Source organism: Rhodococcus sp. MS13 (assembly GCF_013277835.1).
GTDB classification, from domain to species: domain Bacteria; phylum Actinomycetota; class Actinomycetes; order Mycobacteriales; family Mycobacteriaceae; genus Rhodococcus_F; species Rhodococcus_F erythropolis.
The window spans coordinates 50,521-72,650 of record NZ_VBTL01000001.1 but is presented as its reverse complement, the minus strand read 5'-3'; the positions used below and the strand labels follow the sequence as shown (position 1 = coordinate 72,650).

Below are 22,130 nucleotides of genomic sequence, written 5' to 3'. Positions count from 1 at the left end.
TGTTGTCGTAGGCAATGATCGAGAAATGTCTGGGCGCACCGAACACGAGTCGAACCGTCGCCGCGAACAATGGACCTGGCGCGACGGGCTGGTGATCGTCTCGATCGTCGCATTGGGAACTGTTGTCGCAGCGGTGACGAACGAGGGCACGGGCACGTCGATTCCCGGCTGCGAGTCGGTGGAATCGCCAGGTCCGCCGGTGCGCATCAACTACGGTTTTACCGGTGAGCCCGGTTATGACGACCCGGACTATCCATGGTTCTCGGGACCGAAGGCCACCGCCATGAGCGACGCACTACTCGAATCGTTGCCTTCCGATGTCGACGTTGCATTTGCGAGTCCATCGAAATCGCTCGAGTTCGCGCCGATCCAGAATTACCGTGGCGTTTCGTTTCCCGACGGGGTCGACCCGATCGAGTTCAGCGGTTCGACGTCGGCGAAGGGAACCTTGACTCGCGTCGGGCGGACTGCGGATATCTCGGTTCAGGTTCGTGCATGGGATCAGCCGGTGCCACCGTGCCTGGAGGGGCTGGTGGATCGGCGGGAGTATCTCGCGAACGGAACGGTACTCGACATCGCAGATTTCGAGGACCGAGCAGATTTCGAAGACAAAGACGGTTCGGAAGTCGGGGGCGAGCGCGGTGTAGTCGCGTATCTCGGTGACGGATCCAGAGTTGTTGCGAGCATCGACACGTCGACCGGCACTTCGACGGATACTGGTCCGCTTTTGACGATGGACGAACTGATCGCGGTCGCGACAGCGCCCGGGCTCGCTGTGACTGAGCCGGTCCCAGACTCGACGCCGCCACCGATGGCATCCTGCTACACCGATTCCGTGAATGCCGGTCCACCTGCGACGCGCATGGATATCGACCGACTGAATCAGTTGCTCGATGCACGTTGGAAGGATCTCGGCGCAGAAGAGGTCACTTTGGAACGCCCGCTCGGTTCGCTGGTTCCGGATGACTACGGACGGGGAGGGGCGTGCGAACGAATCGTCGTCTCGACATCGGACGGCCGCGGTGATGTCGAAATATCGATTGGTACGGCCGTCCCGGAACCAGGCGCGATCCTGACGTTGCCCAACGCCACCACGGTGACTCGCCTGGTCGATCCCGATGGCTCGGGCGATGACACGGTCCGGGTTGTTCACCCCTCCGGCGAAACAGTAGTGGTGACCCAGTTCGTGACATCGGCTGGCTCCACATCGGCGTCGCCTTTGACGATCGAAGAGCTCGAGTTCATCGCAACTACACCAGGATTGTTGATTTCGCGGTAGTAGTGGACGCGTCTCGGTTACCGTGTCGCGAATGGCAGGGGAAATTGGTCGGTGGCGTCTGTTGATTTGCGTAGTAGGCATGGCTTCCTCGATCGGACTCGTGGGATGCACAGTCGATCTGGAGCAATCGTCACCCTCGCGGGCGACACCATCCGGTGGTCTTTCTGCAGGTTCAGAGTGCCCAGGAGCCCCCATTGTGGAGGCGGCATTGGCTGACGCACTGCGCTCACGAGCATCCGAGTTACCTACTGGATTGACAGTCGGCGGCGGATCGTTTGATAGTGAATCGCGAAATGTCCGCCTCGATCTGTGCGTCGTGGATACCGACCCGCGCGACTCGGCTTCGTTGACCGCCCGGGCCATTCAGGCTTCGCCTCTTGGTGATTCGGTGAGCTCGATGGTCGTCCAAGTCCGCGAGCCGAATGGGTCGGCGACGACGGTGACGTGTGCCGACTTCACAGCGCACGACTTCTCGGGCGACCCTGCGGCGACGCGGAATGCGTGGGTGTAGGCATCAGCTGGCAGAATCGGAAGTCAATGTTCTTGTTGTCGAGTGACGTCGGAGGCTCAACGAATGGGCGATGCCAGCCCTGCTCGCGGTGACGACTTCTCCACGTGGTTCATTGACCAGTTCTCCGTGTACTGGCAGTCCGGTGGTGGAGCTCGCATCGAGGGACGCATTGCGGGCTATTTGTTGATCAGCGAGTCGCCAGGGGTCAGTGCCGAAGAGTTGGCGCAGGCACTGGGCGCCAGTCGCGGATCGGTGTCCACTTACATTCGCCGGTTGATCGACCGGGGGTTCGTCAAGCTCACGCGCAAGCCTCGGGATCGGACTCACTACTACGTCATGGATTCCGACGTGTGGGGCGGATTCCTCGAAACAGAGCACGTGTATCTCGAGAATCAACGCAAACTCGCGACTGAAGCACTGCAGTACGCAAATCCCAACGGCCCCGCCTACATTCGTGTCCTCAACATGCGCGATTACATGGGGTGGATCATCGACAATCGAATGTTGAGTAGCGAGTGGATGCGATTCAAAGCCCAACGCGACGGCAAGAAGCCCGCATCCGAATAGGACGCGGGCTTCTCGATCGCGCGATGCTGATCTACATCACTTGTTCAGCTTTGCGATTGCCTCGTCGATCATCGGCACGTAGCGCTCGAGCGACCAGGGCACGGTCAGAGGGTTGATCATCGAGGAACCGGTGACGAAGGGCTGTTCGGTCGGAGCGATGACAGTTCCCCGAGCCACAGCGGGGATGGCCTTGTAGGCGGGCTGCGCTTCGATCTCGGCCCGATTGGCCGGGTCCGAGTAGAAGGTGAAGAGCAGGTCGGACTTGTCGAGGAGGTTTGCGTTCTCGAGGCCGATGACGGCGGAGTCTGTTCCTTCAGATTCCGTCAAGGTGTAGACGACGGGATCCACCTGCAAGCCGAGTGCGCGGACCATGGCCACGCGCTGCTCTTCGGCGAAGAAGACGCCGAGGGTTCCTGGGCCCGTGTTGTAGATGAAGGAGAAGCTGACGTCGGCGTAGTTCGGATGTGCTGCAGTCGATTCCGCGAACTGCGACTTGATCTTGTCGATTTCGGCTGTCGCCTTCTCGGATTCGCCCATGGCTTTGCCGATGACGTCGATCTGGTCTTCCCACGTGATGGTCCACGGACTCTCGGCGTAGGCGACGGTCGGCGCGAACGCGTTCAGTGAGTCGAACTGCTGCTGTGTGATGCCGGACCAGGGGGCGAGGATCAGGTCGGGTTCGAGAGCGATGATCGCTTCGATGTTGAGATCGGTTCCGCCGGTGAACTGCTCTGGCAGTTCGCCACCTTGCTTAGTGACCGCTTCGTGGACCCACGGCAGATATCCGGTGTCGTCGCTGCCCCATGCGTACTTTTCGACGCCGACGGGAATTGTGCCGAGCGCGATCACGGTCTCCGCCGACCCCATGCCGAGGGTCACGATTCGCTCGGGCTTTTCGGTGATGACGGCGTTTCCGAGCGCACTTTCGATGGTGACGGTTTCGAAGTCGCTGCTGCTTGATTCGGTTGCGGTGTCGTTGTTACTGCATCCGCCGATTACCAGGGCGGCAATGACCAATCCGCTCAGGGCCACAGTTCGGCGAAGTGAGCGCACACGGGCGTATCGCATGGGGAACCTTCCGTTGTCGATGCGCCGAGGAGTGAGACTCCGACGGATCGCAGCCGACGGCCGGTTCCAGGCGCGTCAGGAAGCATAGGCTAGCCTTCATCAAAGTTTCAAATCTGTTGAAAGTTCACTAGCCCGGCAAACGACGACATGCCAGGGGCCTCGTCGACGTTTGCCGGTCAGGCTCAGCAGCTAGGAACGTCGACGGTAATCTTCGGGTCGTCGACAAGCGGCTGGACCGGTACGCGAGCTTCGCCCTCGGCTGTGGGCTCGGTCAGATCGAACTTCAGCTCAACGGTCTTCCCTCGCGGAATGACGGCCCTTGTCATGAATGCCGGGTGACCCTGTTCGGTTCCGTTGACGGCAAACGAAATCTGCCCGCCCACGGAGACGGCGTCGAGTTTGGCGCCGGCTGTCGCCAGTAGGGTGACTGCAGCCACATTGGTGCCATTGGGCAGTCGTCCGGGGTTGTCGACGATCCCGCTGACATATTCGGTCAGTTCGGTGTCAGGTGCGTCGTTGGTCAGTCGAACAGTGACGGTTGTCTTTCGGGTGTCGCCCGTGCAGGGTTTGGCCGTGTAGTCGATTTCTCGTGTGAGGTAGTAATCGAGCTTGTTGCCGGCTTGGTTGTTGATCACCACGCCGGCATACGGCGCAGCATCATCGGGAATCGCATGCCCGAGGACGGTGTCGGCAAGAACCGATTGTTCGTCGGGGTGAGAGCTCCACACTGCGATTCTGCCCTCGCTGACGCCTCTGCCCAGAGCCTCCAGTAATGCGCTCGGCGACTTGATGTTCCCGGTCATCTTCGCCACGACACGGGCCGCGATTGTCTGCAGATACTGCTTTCGTGCCTTGTTGTCGGAGGGAAAGCGTGCGTACGCGGTCGACTCGGTCAACTCAACGACGTTGTCGGCCGTCACCGACTCTCCGTCCGGCATCTCTACTGGTCCCACCGCCTCGAGGAGGTAACTCAGTGCTATCGGATCGGTCGCTATTGCACCGTCGACCATCTCACCCCCGGACTCCTGTGACCACAGGGACTGCCAGATCTGCGCTGCGTAGGGAAAGTGTGAGCTGAGGTTGCTGTTGCGAAAATCGGTGGTCGGTCGACTGTTTCCGTACAGCTGATTGAAGTCAGGACCAAGGTCTATCGGTTGATTGTCCAGTGTTAGTTCGGAGTTGGGGGAGAGCGTGTCCACCCGAGCGGCGCCGTTGTCGACTCGGACGAGGCCGTATCCACCCAATAGACCGCCGGTTCCTCGGGCTTCGGCATTGGTCTGGAAACCGATGAAGTAATTCCGCGGTCCGTCGGTGCCGAGCATCGCCGGTGCGATGCGCGCCGCGGTGGCGGTGTTCGTCAGGAGGGTAGCCAGTTCGCTTGTCTGCGACTGCAATTCTGCTCTGGCATCGTTAACTCGGCCCAGGTACTTCGATTCGCGAACTTCCTGTGCCTGCGACGACAGCAATTCCGCGGCGATAGCTGTTTCGTCCAATTTCGGTTCCGCTTCGCGTAACGGTGCGAGTGCCAAGCGTCCACCAGGCTGCACCAATTCCGTTGGTGCGAGTGAAGTTCCGACAGTGACAGCGGGACCGAGAACGTCACGCGTGAGTCCCTGAACGACCTCGGTCATCTGACGCGTCGTGTCGAAGGGCGACCCGATGACCGGAATTGCGGCGGCGATGTTCCAGGGGAGTGAATGGGTGTTGTCGTACGCTGCCGATGCGTTTCGATCGGCTTCCGCCGCGGCGGACTCTGCGACCCCGGTATCCCCGGCCAGAAGTGCACTCTTCGCCGATTGTGCATGGTCGCGAGCTGCTTCAAGGTTGTCTTTTGCCTCGTATGCCGTGTACCCGAGCCAGGCCACGAAACCGCCCACGACCAGTGCCGTTCCCGTGATTGCGAGTACAGTTCGACGGCCTCCCGGCAGGGTGACCGTCCTCTTCGGTTCGCGCTCCGGGCCCCTCGGTGGGATGGTGTTGGAGCCGCTCGGTTCAGCCCCGGAATCGTCGTCGGACTTTGGTCCCACCGTGTCGTTGTTCATCCGCTGAAGCTCCTGACGTTTGAGTGCGTGAAAGCTGCGTCGACATGTCTAGCAGTGTTGGCCCAGTGGTGAAAACTTAGACGAGACAGTAGGGTTCGGTTCGGCCGTTCGTGGTGTTCGCTCCCATGGATTCACGTGATCAGCCATCGAATGTTCGTGAAAAACAAGGCTGGTGAAATGTGAGGTGACGGGTTGAGTGCTTTTCCGTTGTCTCGGGCTCAGCTCGCGCTGTGGTTTGCGCAGCAACTGAGTCCGTCAACTCCGTTCGTGGTGGCTCAGTACGTGGAGCTACGAGGACCGGTTGACGTCGACGCTCTGATCGAGGCAACGAACACGGCATGTCATGAATTGGAGTCGCCGTTCGTTCGCCTCGTCGCCACTGATGCCGAGCCGGCGCAGATTGTCGATCACTCGATCGTCGACGATCTCGCATACCTCGACTTACGCAGCGACGACGACCCGGTTCAGCGCGCGAACGAGTGGATGACAGCGGAATACTCACGGCCACTTGACGTGATGTCTGACCGCCTGATCTCGGCGACTTTGCTTCATCTGGCAGACGATCACTATTTCTGGTACTCGCACGCCCATCATCTCGTGCTCGACGGACACGCGGCGATGACACTCACCGCGCGGGTGGCCGAGCGCTATTCGCATCTGGTTCATGGCAAGACGCTGACTCCATTCGGTGGTGTCGGGGTACGTGCACTGCACGACCTCGACGTCGACTACCGATCCTCGTCGCGGTATCGATCGGACAAGCAGTACTGGACGGAGATGTCCGAAGGCCTGCCCCGCCCGGTTCGCCTCACCGACGGCGCCGGCCTGACGTCCATGCCGCAGCACATGATGGTGCGGACACTGAATCCAACTCTTGCAAAACATCTTTCGAATGTAGCGACCGAGTGGACTACGTCCGAGGTGGCGGTCCTCGTCGGTGCATTCGCGTCCTATCTCGGTCGCATGACTGATTCCGATGACGTAGTCCTCAGCTTGCCGGTGTCCGGCCGCACCACGGCGACGTCGAAACGTTCAGGTGGGATGCTGTCCAACATCGTGCCTGTTCGTGCGCAACTCGAACGGGATCTGTCGCCACAAGAACTGGTGCGTCAGATCTCGGTTCAGATGACCGGTGCACTACGCCACCAGCGATTCCGCTACGAGGACATGGGCTTCCAGGAGGGTCAGGGCAGATCCCGTGAGGCGGCGGGCCCGGCCGTGAACGTCATGATGTTTCACGAAGCCATTCGGCTCGGCGACGTCGTCGGCGAATTTCACGTCCTCACATCCGGACCCACCGAAGATCTGTTCTTCAGCATTTATCCGTCGATCGCGGGGGAGAACGTTCGCCTGTCCTTCGAAGCCAATCCACGCCTCTACAGCGAACGTGACCTGGCGATGCATCATCGTCAGTTCGTTCGGTTTCTCGAGGGATTCCTCGACTCGGCTACCCGTGCGCTCGGTGACCTCCGCATCCTCTCGACGGACGAAGCGAAGGATCTGGTCCCCGCGCTAGGTCCGCGGACGGACGGATTCGCGACGCTCGATTCGGTCGTCAGAGGCGGCGCAGGGCAGGGGAGCGCCGTCGCGATCCGCGAGCAAGGTGTGGACGTCACTTACGACCAGCTCGGCGCTCGCGCGGATGCACTGTGCGCCTTGCTCGTGGAGAACGGCGTCGGACGAGGTGACGTCGTCGGGATCCTCACCGAGCGCTCGACCGATTCCGTAGTTGCATTTCATGCAGTAGTGCGGGCTGGTGCTGCCCTTCTTTTCGTGGATCCTCAAACACCCTCCGAGCGTGTCGCTTTCATTCTCGACGACGCCGACGTGTCCGTTGTGGTCGGTGGCGAACTCGTGAACGTGCCGGCTTGGGTCTGCGTCGTCGACCCCAGGGAAGACGAGACCGTCGAAGGGCCGGCGAATCGACGCGTTGGGGCGGGTTCATCTATCGCCGACCTGTCTCTGGACGACACCGCCTACGTGGTCTACACGTCGGGGTCGACCGGACGACCGAAGGGCGTCGCGGTCACGCATCGAGGCATTGCGCCGTTGCTGCGTTCTCACGCACGGCGACTGAACATCGATAGTTCCTCCCGCGTCGCGCTCTTGGCAACTACCTCGTTCGACGTGGCGATCCTCGAGATTCTGGTTGCTCACGGCTGCGGCGCGACCGCCGTGATCGTTCCTCCCGGATTGATCGGCGGAGTGGACCTCGAAGACTATCTGCGGCTCGAGGGTGTCACGCACCTGATCTCGACACCATCGGTTCCGCTGACGATGGATCCTCGGAAACTGCCGGATCTTCGAGTGTTGAACGTCGGCGGCGAGCGACCGCCGGTGGCGCTCGTGGATGTGTGGTCGAGTCATGTCGACATCGTTAATTCGTACGGACCCAGTGAAGCGACCGTCGCGGCATTCATGAGCGAGCCACTCGAGCCTGGCGGTGATACTCCGATCGGGCGTCCGATCGACGGCGTTGCCGCTGTGGTGTTGGATTCGTGGTTGCGTCCGACTCCGGTCGGCGCCGTGGGTGAGCTGTACGTGATGGGACCAGGACTGGCGCGCGGGTACCTTTCCCCGACGCTGACCTCGGAGCGTTTCGTAGCGGCGCCCTTTGGTGCCACTGGTGCCGGCGAGCGCATGTACCGCACCGGGGACGTCGTGCGATGGAACGATGCCGGTCAGCTCGAGTTCTTGGGCCGCTCTGATCAACAAGTCAAGATCCGTGGAGTACGCGTCGAACTGGGCGAGATCGAGGCTGTGCTCCTGTCGACTCCCGGTGTTGCGCAAGCAGCGGTGGTCGAGCGATCCGGGTCGCTTGCGGCGTACGTGACTGCGGCCGAAGGTGAGGACGGCACTGCTCATCTATTGAGTCAGAAGGCGGTCCGCGAACATCTGGCTTCACTACTTCCACGTTCCATGCTTCCGGGTTCGGTGACGATTCTGGCAGCGTTGCCCGTCACGAGCCATGGAAAGACGGACCGTTCAGCGCTTCCTGAACCGACATGGTCCGCGGTCGCCGAGCAGCACTCGACCGTGCACCGTCCGATCGAGTACGACGAGGAATTGATTGCCTCGGTGATGGCCGAGGTCCTGGGCGTCGGAGTTCTCGGACCGCACTCCGACTTGTTCGCCTGGGGCGGTAGTTCCCTCGACGCCGTGTATGTTGCAGCGCGCGTGAGTTCTGCACTCGGTAGACGAGTTGGTGTCAGGGACGTGTTCGGCGCCCCGACTCCGGCGCGTCTGGCCCAGAAGATTCGTGAGGACCGGGCGGAATGGGTGGTGGAGCCCGAGCGCATTTCGGACGAGGTCACCGTCGAAATTGCTCCGGCGCAACAACGTCTATGGCTGCTCAACCGTCGCGATCCCCAGTCGTCGGCGTACAACATCGCGTTCGAGGTCGCGTTCAGTGGCGCACTGGAGACAGAGGCGATGAGGGCGGCGGTAGCCGACCTGACCGATCGCCATCTCGTCTTGCGTACCGTGTTCTCGTTCGAACAGAATCACGACACGTGGCCGATCCAGGTTGCGACCGCGACTCCGGTGACTCTGATCAAGGTTCCGTCCGAGGATTACGAGGCTGCGTCAGCGGATTTGGTTGCGGCAGGTTTCGACCTGGAGACCGATGCGCCGCTTCGTTTGATCCTCACCTCCGGCAGCGATGCCGACCACCGCTTGACCGTAGTTGCGCATCACATAGCCTTGGACGGCCTTTCGTTCGCCACGATCGTTTCTGACCTGATCTCCGCGTACGACGCTCGCGCCGACGGACGGTCGCCGATCTGGCCTTCGCCCGCGCTCGACTACCGTGACTATTCCGCTTGGCACAGAACCGTTCTCGGTGATCCATCAGATCCACAGAGCTTGGCAGGTCGCCAGCTGGAATTCTGGTCCGACGCACTCGCCGGCGTTGATCCGACTCTTGAGCTTCCCGTGGACCGATCCCGCCGGCCGGACCAACCGTCGTCCGCTCGGGACGTGACTTTCGAATTGCCCTCGCCCGTCCACGCGGCGCTCAACGAGATCGCTCGAGCGCATCACTGCACAACCTTCATGGTGTTGCACGCCTGCCTTGCGATTGCGCTGAGCAAGATCACCGGTGCGTCCGATGTGGTCATCGGAACCCCGACGTCCGGCCGAACACACCCTTCGTTCGACGGCGCCGTCGGTATGTTCGTCGGGACCGTGGCGCTGCGAACGCTCCTTCGCGGCGGAGACACCTTCGGTGAGTTCTTGAGTCGGGTACGCGAGGCTGACGTGGCAGCTTTGTCCAATGCCGACGTCCCGTTCGACTGGGTGGTAGACCGCGCGGTCGGTGGGGCCGCAGGCGACAAGAGTTCCTTCCTCAGAGTGGTTCTCGCTGTCGATCCGGTAGCACCGGATTCCGAGCTCGCGGTGGGAACTTTGACGGCCCACGGCACTCCGCTACCTCCCGCGCACCCTCGCTTCGACCTCGAAGTGACTGTGCGCGAAGATCGTACGATTGACGGCGACGCAAGCGGTATTCGCGGCACTTTCCGATATGCCGCCGATCTGTTCGATGCGGGCACCGTGCAGAGCTGGGTCGAGCGACTGCGTCGAGTATGTGACTCGATTACCGAGAACTCGTCAATCATGCTGCGCGACATCGATGTTCTCAGCGTTGCGGAGCGCGAAGAACTGCTGGCTTGGGTGCCGGGGCCTTCGATTGTCGCGCAGTCGCTGCCCGACCTCTTCGGGGCCGTCGCAGCCCGGCATCCGAATGCAATCGCGGTGTCGAGTGGCGATACTCGCGTCACCTATGAAGAGATGCGAGTTCGTTCGGAGGGCCTTGCCGCCGTCTTGATCGATCGAGGAATTGGAGTCGGGGATCGCGTGGCGGTCGCCCTGCCTCGATCGGTCGACCTCGTCGTAGCCATCTTCGCCGTCGTTCGCGCGGGCGCTGCGTACGTACCGATCGACTTGCAGTATCCCGACGCTCGCATCCACTACGTACTTGCCGATGCAGGCCCGAAAGCGATTTTGTCGACGGACGAATCAGCTGGGCGGTTCGTTGGGTACGAGCAAGCTGTCATCCTCGTGAACGAGACGGCTGACGCGACGGGCGGTTGGCCTGTTCCGCAGTCGGAGGCCGCCGCCTACGTGATCTACACGTCCGGATCGACCGGAGCGCCCAAAGGTGTGGTGGTGACTCACGACAACGTGTTGGCTCTGCTGGCCTCGACTCGCGAGATCTTCGACTTCGGCGACGAAGACGTGTGGTCGATGTTTCATTCGCACGCATTCGACTTCTCGGTCTGGGAGATGTGGGGTGCGTTGACCACTGGCGGATCCCTGGTGATCGTAGACGGTGACGTCGCGCGCTCTCCCGAAAGATTCGCGGATCTGATTGTGCGGGAGAAAGTCACCGTTCTGAATCAGACCCCGGCCGCCTTCTGTGCGTTGGCGGAAGTTACGCCGGAAATGCTGCTTCCGCTCCGGACGATTGTTTTCGGCGGCGATCGCCTCGACGTCGGGCGCGTGCAGGGTTGGTTCGATCGGCACCCGGACGTGCGGGGTGTCAATATGTTCGGAATCACCGAAACCACGGTCCATGTAACCAATTTCGATCTCATCTCCGGTGACGAGACTGTCTCGCCGATCGGGTCCCCACTACCAGGGTTTCGCAGCTACGTGCTCGACGCGTCGTTGAAGCCCGTCCCGCCGGGATCTGTCGGCGAACTTTACGTTGCCGGTCCGCAGGTGGCCGAAGGCTACTTGGGTCAACCAGGGATGACGTCTTCCCGATTTGTGCCTGAGCCCGGATTCGAAGGGTCGCGGATGTACCGCAGCGGCGATCTGGTCCGTTGGCGTGCCGGTCGACTCGAATATGTTCGCCGCGCCGACGGTCAGATGGCCCTGCGCGGTTACCGCGTCGAACCGGGCGAGGTCGAATCCGCGCTGTTGGCTCACACGTCGGTGGAGCAGGCCACGGTGGTGGTGAGAGAACTCGACAGTGGGCCGACTTTGGTCGGTTACATCACCCCTGAGAACGGACACGACCTCGACGGTGTGTTGCGGACTGCTCGTTCGTTGTTGCCCGCACATATGGTCCCGTCGGCTTTGATGCCGCTTGCGTCATTGCCGGTCACGATCAACGGCAAGATCGACCGAGCATCACTGCCGGACCCGACGTCGCAAGTGCAGCCGTCTCGGCAGTCGCGAGACTTCTTCGCTCAGACAGTTGCAGCCATTCTGAGCGATTTGATGGAAGTTCCGCATATAGATCCGGTCCGGAATCTCTTCGATCAAGGGGCCAATTCCTTGATCGCCACCCGTCTCTCGTCGCGCCTGAACTCCGCTTTGGGCTGCAACCTCGACGTCCGCGATGTGTTCGAGCACCCATTCGTCGATCAGCTCGCCGGCATCGCTGCCGCCCGAATCGGCACGGGGCAAGCGTCTCCGTTGTCTTTGGTACCTCGTCTGTCTTTGGTACCTCGCCCAGGCACTGCGGAGGTGCAGCTGTCGGCTTCCCAACACCGAATGTGGATTCTGAATCAGTTGGATACAGAATCCTCCGGCTACAACATTCCGATCGTGTTGCGCCTGACGGGTGAATTGGACGTAGCTGCAGCCGGACTGGCAATTCACGACCTGATCGACCGTCATCGCACTCTGCGGACCGTATATCCGGTTGTCGGCGAGCGTCCGGTTCAGACGGTGCTCGACGCCGAGGACGCGATGCCGCTGTTTCAGCTCGAGGCACTCGACGGCGACGACGGCGAGAATCGTGTTGCAGAACTGGTGGGTCCGGGCTTCGATGTCACCGTGGATCCGCCCGTACGTGCGGCACTTCTCCAGCTTTCGCCTGACGAGTACATCCTGGCTGTTGTTGTCCATCACATTGCCGCTGATGCTCGATCGCTCGAATTGTTGGTACGTGACTTCACGGCGGCGTACATCGCTCGCTCGGCGCAGCAAGCTCCGACGTGGTCGCCGCTCGCGCTCGAATACTCCGATTACAGCGCATGGCAACGGGAATCGGGGATTCCCGAGACGGTATCCAGCTACTGGAAGCAGGCTCTCGAAGGCCTTCCCGAGCAGGTGACGCTACCCCTGGACCGTCCGCGTTCGACGTCCGCCCGCGCGTCGAGCTGCCGGGTAGAGATCTGGGGTTCGGTACGGACGGGCCTTCAAGCACTCGCACGATCGAACAACGGAACCATGTTCATGGTTGTCCACGCTGCACTCGCGGCGCTGCTGGCGAGGTACAACGGCAGCAATGACGTAGCTGTCGGCACTGTTGTGTCCGGACGCGTCACACCTGAACTCGACGAGCTGGTCGGCATGTTTGCCGGCACGATTGTTCTTCGGACCGAAGTCGATCCGTCGAAGTCGTTCGGCCGGTTGGTCGAGCAGGTTCGTCAGCGAGACGTAGCGGCGTTCGCGCACGCAGAGATGCCCTTCGAATCGCTGGTTGATCTGATCGACCCACCGCGATCGCGTTCGCGACATCCGTTGTTCCAGGTGGCGCTCTCGTTCCAGACAACTCATTCCGCCGCGTGGTCCATACCGGGGTTGTCCGTCACTCAGATCTCGCCCGATGTCAGGCAAGCAAATTTCGATCTGCAGCTCAACGTCACGGACGAGGGGATCGGGGGCGGTCTCGGTCTCGAATTCGTGTACAACGCTGAAATATTCGATGATCTGACGGTATCGAGCTTTGCGGGTCGGTTCGAGCACCTCCTGAATCAAGTGTCTGTCGACCCCAATGTCGCGGTAGGGCGAATCGACCTGTTGACGAGTGCGGAGCGAGCTCTTCTCGTCCCCGCACACGGCGCGGTCGACCGGCCCGATGCATCTCGGTGTTCCGGTACGACGCTTGCCTCGATGCTGCGATACGGCGTCGAATTCGCTCCGGATGCCGTGGCGGTCGAAGCTGAGGGCAACACACTCACTTACCGAGACCTCGATGCGCAGTCGGACGTCGCAGCCGACGAGTTGCGTTCCGGGGGAGTCGGAGTGGACCACGTCGTTGCCTGGACTGCCGATCGGTCCATTGCGTCGATCGTACGATTGTGGGCGATCGCGAAGGTCGGTGCAGCTCCGGCATTGGTGGACCCGGAACAGCCGCAGGCGCGAGTACGCGATGTCCTCGAAGCACTGGGCGACGGCGCGGTCTGCGGCCTCGACGCCGGTGGTGGCCAGGACGCAGACTGGGTGCGACAGCATTCCGAGAACCTCGCGGCCTACGTAGTTTTCACGTCAGGAACGACTGGAACTCCGAAGGCCGTGGTGGTGACCAACGGCGGGCTCGGCGTGATCGCCGAAGACCTGCCCCGTCGATTCTCGGCTGGTCCAGGTTCGCGCGTATTCCATCGCGGAGCGCCAGGGTTCGACATGACGTTGCTCGAGGTGCTCATCGCGAGTGCGTCCGGGGCGACGCTCGTTCTGGCGAAGGACGACCAACTGTTCGGCTCGGGACTTGCATCAGCACTGAGGCGCGAGCGAATTACTCATCTGTGCGCCACACCTACTATCGTCGCCTCGATCGGCGATCCGTCGCTGCCGGACCTTGCAACGGTGATGTTCGGGGGCGAGCGACTCGGCGGTGCGTTGGCGAAGCGCTGGCAAGCCGGACGCAGAGTGATCAACGGATACGGACCTGCCGAGTCCGCGATGTATTCGCTTGCTACCGAACCACTGTCGATCGACCATCTGTCAGCTGACACTCACGACGGATCCGTCGGGTATCCACTGGCCGGGGTCGACGCCGTCGTGCTCGATGATCGACTCGAACCCGTGCCGCCGGGAGTCGCCGGTGAACTGTATCTCTCCGGTCGAATGCTCGCGCGCGGTTACGCCGGCCAACCGGCCCGAACCGCGGAACGATTCGTGGCAACCAGTTCAGGAGCCCGGATGTACCGGACCGGCGATCTGGTGATGTGGAAGCCGGAAAGCCCCAAATCTGAAGGCAATATGTATCGCCTGCATTATCTCGGGCGAACCGACGTGCAGATGAAGGTCAACGGTGTCCGGATCGAACCGGGTGAGATCGAGGCAGTCATTCAGTCTGTCGCGAACGTCGATTTCTGCGTCGCCGGGGTTCGGTCGGCCCAGGGTGGAAGTCCTCTGTTGGTCGCCTACGTGCGAAGCTCGGATGCCGAAAGAGTTGACACGGGTCAACTTCGCGCCGCTGTCGCAGAAGTCCTTCCGACGTACATGGTTCCGCATGTCATCGTCGAAATCGAGGGCGCGCTTCCGATGCGGAACGGCAAGGTCGACTTCGCCCGTCTCCCAGCGCCGACACTGGATGCTTCCCGTGCACAGGGGCCGGCCACCGCCACAGAACGCCTTGTTGCCGAAGCTTTCACTTCGGTGCTCGGCGGGAATGAGGACGACCGCGACGCAGACTTCTTCTCGCTCGGCGGCAACTCGCTGTCGGCCGCGGAGGTTACCTCGCTCTTGAGTAGTTCCCTTGGGCTGGTTGTTCCGCTCCGGACCGTATTCGAGCATCCAACAGTTGCGGCGTTGGCGGCCCGGATCGATTCGCTCGAGCAGAGTGGCCCGGCGACCGATGTTGTCAGACTGGAACCGCGCCGCGACCCCACGCCCGCACCTCTGTCACGGAACCAGCGTGCGATGTGGGTACTGAACCAGCGGAACACGTCGAGCGGTGCGTACAACCTGCCGATCTGCATCGAGATCGACGGTGAACTCGACGTGCCCGCGCTGCGTCACGCAGCGACGGATCTTGTCGGCCGTCATGACGTCCTCAGAACCCGGTATCCGGGCACTCCACCGGTTCAGGTCGTGGATCCTCCGACCCCCCTGACAATGGAAACGCGACTGGTCGCCGACATCGAGGTCGAGGTGCTGCTGCGAGAGTTCGGCTCGCGCGGTTTCGATGTAGCGGCAGACCTGCCGGTGCGCTGGATGCTGCTCCAGGTGTCACCGGTCAGGCACGTTCTGGCAGTGAGCTTTCATCACATCGCAGTCGACGGGGTGTCGATGCGAACGGTGGTCGGCGACCTGCTGACCGCTTACGGCAAGCGACGAGCTGGACTGGATCCGCAATGGTCTCCGCTGCCGATCCAGTACGGGGATTTTGCCGCGTGGGAGGCAGCACGTGACGTTTCCCCTGTCGTCGAGGAGTTCTGGCGCCGAACGCTCGACGGTGTGACATCTGTGTCGCCGCTGACGGTGGATCATTCTGATGGCGGGCCGGATTCCGTAGCGCAGCGAGTGAACTTCGTGATTCCAGCCGTCATCACCTTGTCACTGCAGGCGCGAGCCGATCGATTGAAGGTCTCGCTGTTTGCGGTGGTTCATGCGGCGTTGTCCGTGGTGCTTGCCAAGCTGAGTGGAAATCCCGATGTCGTGATCGCGACAGCTGTCGACGGACGGCGTACGCCTGAGCTCGACGGCGTGGTCGGCATGTTCGTGGATACGGTGCCTCTTCGCCTTCGGATCGACGGGGACGTGCCGATCGACCTTCTGTTGGGTGCAGCTTTCGATGCTGATGTGGCAGCATTCGAAAATAGCTCTGTTCCTGCCGAATTGGTTGGTGAGCTGCTCGGCGGACGAACTCCCCAGATTGCGCTGGGTCTGCAGAACTTCGCGATCCCTGCCGTGGAGGTGGCCGGTCTCACGATTGAGGCTCGCGAAATCGAGACCGCGACAACGAAGTTCCCCATGCACGTCTCGCTCGCACCCGCTGTCGACGGATCATTGACCGGAGCGCTCATCTATGCCGCGAGCGCGTTCGATCCTTCGAGCGCCGACGCGGTTGCTCGACAACTGTCGAGAGTGCTCACCTCGATGGCCGAGGATGTGCCAGTACTCGTTTCGGATCTCGCGGTGGGCGCGGCGCCCAGTTGGACTGCTGTCGAGGTCGATTCGTCCCGGACGCTGACCCAGATTTTCGCCGCCACAGCGGCGCGATTCCCTGACAACATTGCTCTCGACGACGGGCAGCGCACGGTGACGTATGCCGAACTCGACTCTGCCTCGGATGCCCAAGCCTGGGAACTGGTGGCTCGGGGCGCAGGACCGGGTGCCGTGTACGAGATTCCGGCGGTACGGACTATCGCGTACCTGGTCCGAATGTTGGCGATCTCGAAAACGGGCGCGGCATTCGTGCCGATCGACCCCGACCTGCCGCCGGCACGGCTGAAGCAACTGCGCACAGTGCTCTCCGACCGCAGCCCCGTTCCCGGTCGGCAGTATCCGGATTCAGTCGCGTACGTCGTTCACACGTCCGGGTCGACTGGTGAACCGAAAGGCGTTGCAGTCACCCACCGAGGTCTGGGCCTTCTTACCGACGACGCAATCCGGAAGTACGGCGTGACTTCGGACTCGGTTGTGCTGCACGGTTACAAACCGACGTTCGATGCGGCGATTCTCGAGATGATGTTGGCGATCGGCGCCGGGGCTACCTTGGCGGTCGCTCCTCGGGAGGCTTTCGGCGGAAGGGCACTCGAAGAATTCGTCGCAGAACGCGGCGTCACTCACATGTTGTCCACTCCGGCCGTACTCGACACCATGGCTCCGGAGCGGTTCGACTCATTGGAGGTGGTGGCAGTCGGTGGCGATGTGCTCTCACCTTCCACCGCGCGTGCATGGAGTCGCCGCGCGCGAATGCTCAACGCATACGGACCGACGGAATGCACGGTGGTCACGACCGTCGCCGAGGTGGATCATCGGGTCACCATCGGAGTTCCGCTCGCCGGAATCGGTGCAGAGGTACTGGATACGCGACTGCGTCCGGTGCCGTGGGCCGGGATCGGTGAGTTGTACGTCAGCGGGCCCGGGCTTGCGATGGGCTATGCCGGAGATCCCGCCGGCACCGCCAGCTCGTTCGTCGCAGCACCAGGTGGACGCCGCCGTTATCGGACCGGTGATCTGGTTCACCGCCGCACCGATGACACGCTCGGATTCGTCGGACGCTCCGACCGTCAGATGAGCGTGCGAGGAATCCGCGTCGAGCCTGCCGAAATCGAATCAGCTCTGCGGCGGTGCACGGGCGTCGAGGCTGCGGCGGTTGTCCTCGTCGACGAGATCGCCGTTGCGTGCGCGGTTGGCGATGGTGTGGAGGCGGATCAGCTGACAATCGAGTTGGCCGCGATGTTGCCTGCGTATCTGATGCCCGGCCGCGTGATCGTATTGGAGTCGATCCCGCTCACGACGAATGGAAAACTGGACGCAGATGCGTTGCGGCGCCATGTGTTCGAGAGCCAGGCGCCCGATGCAGCAGTGACGGTTTCGGAGGAACTCGTCACCGCTGTCATGTCGGAACACGTGTCCGGAAGTTTCGGCGCTCTGCACGACCTGTTCGAATCAGGTGGTGATTCGTTGGCCGCGGCAGCGGTGGCAGGTCGACTCGCCTCGATCTTCGCGCGGGATGTGCCTGTTCGCGCCGTCTTCGACAATCCTTCGCCGCGAGCGATGTCTCAGTGGCTGTCGGCGAGCGCGTCCGATGGCAAACGCCGCGAACTGACTCGACGTGATCCCGGCATGCCGGCCCCGCTGGCGCCCTCGCAACAACGACTCTGGCTGATCAATCAGCTTCAGCCGGAATCGACTGCGTACAACCTGACGTTTGCAGCGGTCCTGGCAGACGACATCGATCGTTCGGTCTTGAGCAGCGCCCTCGGTGACGTCGTCGATCACCATGCCGTGTTGCGAACTGTGTTTGTTCCGGGTGAGTTCGGTCCACAACAGGTTGAAATAGACTCTGTTGCATTTGATCTCACTGCGGTGTGGGTCGACGATATCCGTGCGAGCGCTTCGGCCTTCGCGACTGTGCCGTTCGATCTCGAACGAGATGTTCCGTTCCGTGTGCGTGTGTTCAGCGAAAAAGCTGGAGCCGATTCTGCAGGATTGACTGTCCTGGTACTGGTTGTTCACCACATCGCAATCGACGGTGCATCGATGGGCCCGATCCTTGCCGATTTCGCGGCAGCCTTCGAGGCGAGGGCGCTCGGAAGGGAATGGGATTGCTCCGCTGAGGGGATCAGCTACGGCGACTACAGTCTCTGGGCGAGAGAGAGCTTGGGCGATCCGGAGGATCTTCTGAGCGTGGCGCATCGGCAACTCGACTACTGGTCGAACGCACTTGGTGGCGTCGAGGATGTGTTGGCTCTACCCGTCGACAACCCCCGGAGTCCGGTGTCTTCACGATCCGACGAGATGGTGACGGAAGTCCTCGACGGTGCCACCTATGACGCGTTGTCGGCGTTGGCTCGTTCGCATGGCGTCACGGTATTCATGGTTGTCCACAGCGTGATTGCCGTGCTGCTCGCTCGCGAGTGCGTCACGGACGACGTCGTGGTGGGAGCAGCTGTGAGTCTGCGGAACGATCCGGCGCTGCTGAGCGTGGCCGGCATGATGGTGGGTACTGTCGCATTGCGCACGAGGATCAACTCCTCCGACCGCTTCGCTGCTGTCCTGGACGAGGTTCGTCGTGTCGATCTGGAAGCTATGGCGAACGCGGACGTCTCGTTCGACGATGTAGTTGCGAAGGTCGATCCGCCGCGCAGGATGAACGAGCATCCCCTGTTCACGGTCATGCTGGCATATCGGCGAGCGCTCGACGTGCCGCAGATCGACGGCATCACCGTCTTCGACATCGACAAGGCAGGGTCGTCGACCGGTTACGACTTGACGTGGGACCTGGTCGACACCGGTGCCAGTCTGACGATTCGATTGCTCTATGCCACAGACAGATTCCGCGCGTCGACGGCGGAACTGTTCATGCAGCGCGTGACACGTATCGCCGAAGCAGTGACAGCGGAACCCGAGATCGTGGTCGGGGAGATCGAATTGCTGTCCGGTCTCGAACGCTCGGCGCTGACGGCTGCGAATCCTCGACACGTCGAACCGCTGACGATTGCGGACATTTTCGAACGCGCGCTGCGGCAGGCACCCGACGGCATCGCGCTGGAAGAGAACGGCAGGCGCTGGACCTATCGCGACCTGCACGAGGAGTCGTCGCACTGGACTCGCGAGTTGGTGGTCCGAGGAATCGGACCCGATGACGTGGTGGCCGTTGCGCTCGGTCGCGGGCATCTGTGGATCGTTGCGCTGTGGGCGGTAGCGCGGGCAGGCGCAGCGTGGCTGTCGCTCGATCCGGCTCTGCCGACAGCGCGCCGGCAGACGATGGTCGAGGAGTGCCGTTCGGTTGTCGGTTTGACAGCGCGAGGTGCATCCGAGAGTTTGCCTGACTCCGTCGAGTGGGTGGCGATGGATGAATCCCGCACTGCTGGTGGGGCTGTCGAGGTATCGGCAACGCCGGCTCATCCCGACAACCTCGCCTACGTCATCTACACGTCGGGTTCCACGGGAAGACCCAAGGGTGTCGAGGTTTCACACCGCGGAATCATGAACGTCTACACCGCGCACGTCGAGATCGCCGAGTTCGATCGTGGCCCCCGAGTCCTGCAATTGGCGTCGTCGACCTTCGACGCGTCGGTGATCGAGATTCTTCTGGCGGCGGCAGGGTGTGGAACGTTGATTCTGGCTCCTGACTTCGTCTACGGAGGAGAGGAACTCACGAATCTGCTGGTCGCTGCCGACGTCACACATCTGATCGTGACGCCAACGGTCCTGGCCACAGTCGATCCGGATGCAGTGCAACCGTTGATCGTCGAATCTATGGGGGAGCCGCTCTCTGCCCGCCTTGCGTCGGCGTGGTCACCCCGCCATCGCATCGTCAACGGATACGGACCGACCGAATCAACGATCGCGGCATCGATTTCCGCGCGGATCACTGACGGGGACGTCACTGTCGGCACCCCGGTACCTGGCACGACGGCGTTTGTTCTCGATCAGAGGCTCCGACCGGTTCCGGATGGCGTTGCGGGAGAACTATTCCTCGCCGGCGAGAATGTGGCACGGGGGTACGTCACCTCCCCGGGTCTGACTGCCGAGCGTTTTGTTGCCAATCCTTATGCGGTGGGAACTCGGATGTATCGCACGGGTGACCTCGTGCGTCGTAGGCGTCACGACCGAGCGCTCGAGTACCTGGGGCGCAACGACGCACAGGTGAAGGTGCGGGGTGTCCGCGTGGAACCGGCGGAGGTCGACGTGGCTCTGTCAAGCCATGGAGCAGTGATCTTCTCGGTTACCGTCGTCTCTGACGACGGGCACGGATCCGCTGAACTCCGGTCGTACGTAACGCTGGCGGAAAACGGTTCGGTGACGGAATCGGAGCTTCGCGGGTTTGTCTCCGGCCTGCTGCCGAAGCACCTGCTGCCTTCTTCGGTGACGGTGATGGGAGTGGTCCCGTTGCTCGCTTCGGGGAAGATAGACGTAGCGGCACTTCCTGCTCCTTCGCCGCAGGTAGGGTCGAGTGTGGATCGACCCGTCTCGGATACCGAACGTCAAGTGGCACAGGCATTCGAGGGCGTGACCGGCGCGAAATCGGTGGGCCGCTACGACGACTTCTTCGAGCTCGGCGGGACATCCATGGGTGCAGTTCGAGTGGCTTCGCGCTTGCGTGAGACCCTGAACAGGGATTTCCCGGTTCAATGGATTTTCACCGATCGAACTGTGGCGGAGCTTGCCTCTCGGATGGATCTCGTTCATGCCGACGTCGTGGAGGGTGATTCGTTCCATTCGGATCCGCTGGACACGATCGTCATGTTGGGCGGCAATCCTGATGACCTAAGGCCGCCGTTGTTCTGTGTGCATCCGGTCAGCGGAATTGCCTGGTGCTACGTCGGACTCGTCGGTCAGCTCGAAGGTCGACGGGTATACGGCATCCAGGCAACGGGTGCAGGTGAGCTACCCGGCACGGTGGCGGAGTTGGCGTCGGGGTATGTCGATGCCGTACGGAATGTGCAGCCGTCGGGTGAATACCATCTACTGGGTTGGTCTGCCGGTGGAACGATCGCGCTCGAGATGGCGAGCCAACTCGAAGAGACGGGCGATCTGGTCGGTTCGGTTGTCATGCTCGACGCGCTGTTGCCGGAGATGATGCCATCGGTACAAGCGGCTCCGAAACCTTCCGAACTGTTTGCACAGATCGGACTAGCTGAGGTTGAAACTGAAACTGCAGCATTGACTTTCGTAGACGTTGCGGCAGAGATCCGAAGGCAGACCGGTATGGATTTCCTTTCCGATACGGTTCTCGAATCCGTAGTGGGGCGGGTTGAAAAACTGTCGCGAATCGTTCGGGACCACACGCCGCGGCGCTATTTCGGCTCAGTGGAATTGTTTGTGGCGCAGCATGATCTGCCTGAACATCGTCACCTGGTCGAAAAATGGTCCCAACTGGTGGGGCCACTGCGGCCGTACCTGGTCGACTGCTCTCACGCGGAAATGTCGAGCATGGAGGCTTTGGCGAGTGTTGCGAAAGTCCTCGTCGACAATCCTGAAGGCGTCGAATCCGAAGCGGGGGAGAGTAATCATGCTGGGGTGCAGTAGATCTGCGGTGCCGGGACTTTGGTCCGGAGTTGTCACACTCGGGGTCCCCATGCTTCCGTTCCACAAGTAGAACCCGTAGCATTTTCCTTGTGGCAGTAAGCCATTCAGAAACTATCTCCGGAGGATCGTATGTTGGGTTCCCTTTTTTCCATCAGCTCTGAAATCGGTGTCCCGTCCGTTGATGCGCTCTTCGAGGCTGCTCGGACCATCATCGGCGCGATCTTCGGCCTGAGCTGACACGTCGCAGCGACCTTCCCCCGCGGTGAAGAAAGTCCCT

General features: G+C 61.7%; 5 protein-coding genes. 3 read left to right on the top strand and 2 right to left on the bottom strand.

Features of this window, described 5'->3' with window-relative positions:
• Window positions 1-25: 25 nt before the first annotated feature.
• Together FEZ59_RS00210 and FEZ59_RS00205 are read left to right on the top strand one after the other, a co-directional pair.
• Complete coding sequence (locus tag FEZ59_RS00210) at window positions 26-1,279, top strand: hypothetical protein (protein ID WP_172932054.1); 1,254 nt, start codon at window positions 26-28, stop codon at window positions 1,277-1,279.
• A 574-nt stretch (window positions 1,280-1,853) separates the two neighbouring features.
• A complete protein-coding gene (locus FEZ59_RS00205; protein ID WP_020908019.1) occupies window positions 1,854-2,357 on the top strand; it encodes a MarR family transcriptional regulator in 504 nt (167 codons plus the stop codon).
• A gap of 36 nt (window positions 2,358-2,393) precedes the next feature.
• On the opposite strand, the gene FEZ59_RS00200 is transcribed toward FEZ59_RS00205, so the two are convergent.
• Both FEZ59_RS00200 and FEZ59_RS00195 read right to left on the bottom strand, forming a co-directional pair.
• Window positions 2,394-3,425 (bottom strand): iron-siderophore ABC transporter substrate-binding protein, encoded by a 1,032-nt coding sequence (locus FEZ59_RS00200; RefSeq protein WP_172932053.1) that lies wholly within the window; start codon window positions 3,423-3,425, stop codon window positions 2,394-2,396.
• Between the two features lie 182 nt (window positions 3,426-3,607).
• Entirely contained in the window at window positions 3,608-5,467 is a 1,860-nt protein-coding gene (locus FEZ59_RS00195; RefSeq protein WP_172932052.1) for a DUF4012 domain-containing protein, read from the bottom strand.
• Window positions 5,468-5,659: 192 nt separating this feature from the next.
• Between FEZ59_RS00195 and FEZ59_RS00190 the strand changes: the two genes are divergently transcribed.
• On the top strand, window positions 5,660-21,853 hold the full coding sequence (locus FEZ59_RS00190; RefSeq protein WP_172932051.1) for a non-ribosomal peptide synthetase: 16,194 nt from the start codon (window positions 5,660-5,662) through the stop codon (window positions 21,851-21,853).
• Window positions 21,854-22,130: the final 277 nt, after the last annotated feature.

Bases quoted from the DNA above. Each gene is read 5' to 3' on its own strand.
- FEZ59_RS00200 (WP_172932053.1), bottom strand. From the start codon at position 3,425: ATGCGATACGCCCGTGTGCGCTCACTTCGCCGAACTGTGGCCCTGAGC.
- FEZ59_RS00210 (WP_172932054.1), top strand. From the start codon at position 26: ATGTCTGGGCGCACCGAACACGAGTCGAACCGTCGCCGCGAACAATGG.
- FEZ59_RS00205 (WP_020908019.1), top strand. From the start codon at position 1,854: ATGGGCGATGCCAGCCCTGCTCGCGGTGACGACTTCTCCACGTGGTTC.
- FEZ59_RS00195 (WP_172932052.1), bottom strand. From the start codon at position 5,467: ATGAACAACGACACGGTGGGACCAAAGTCCGACGACGATTCCGGGGCT.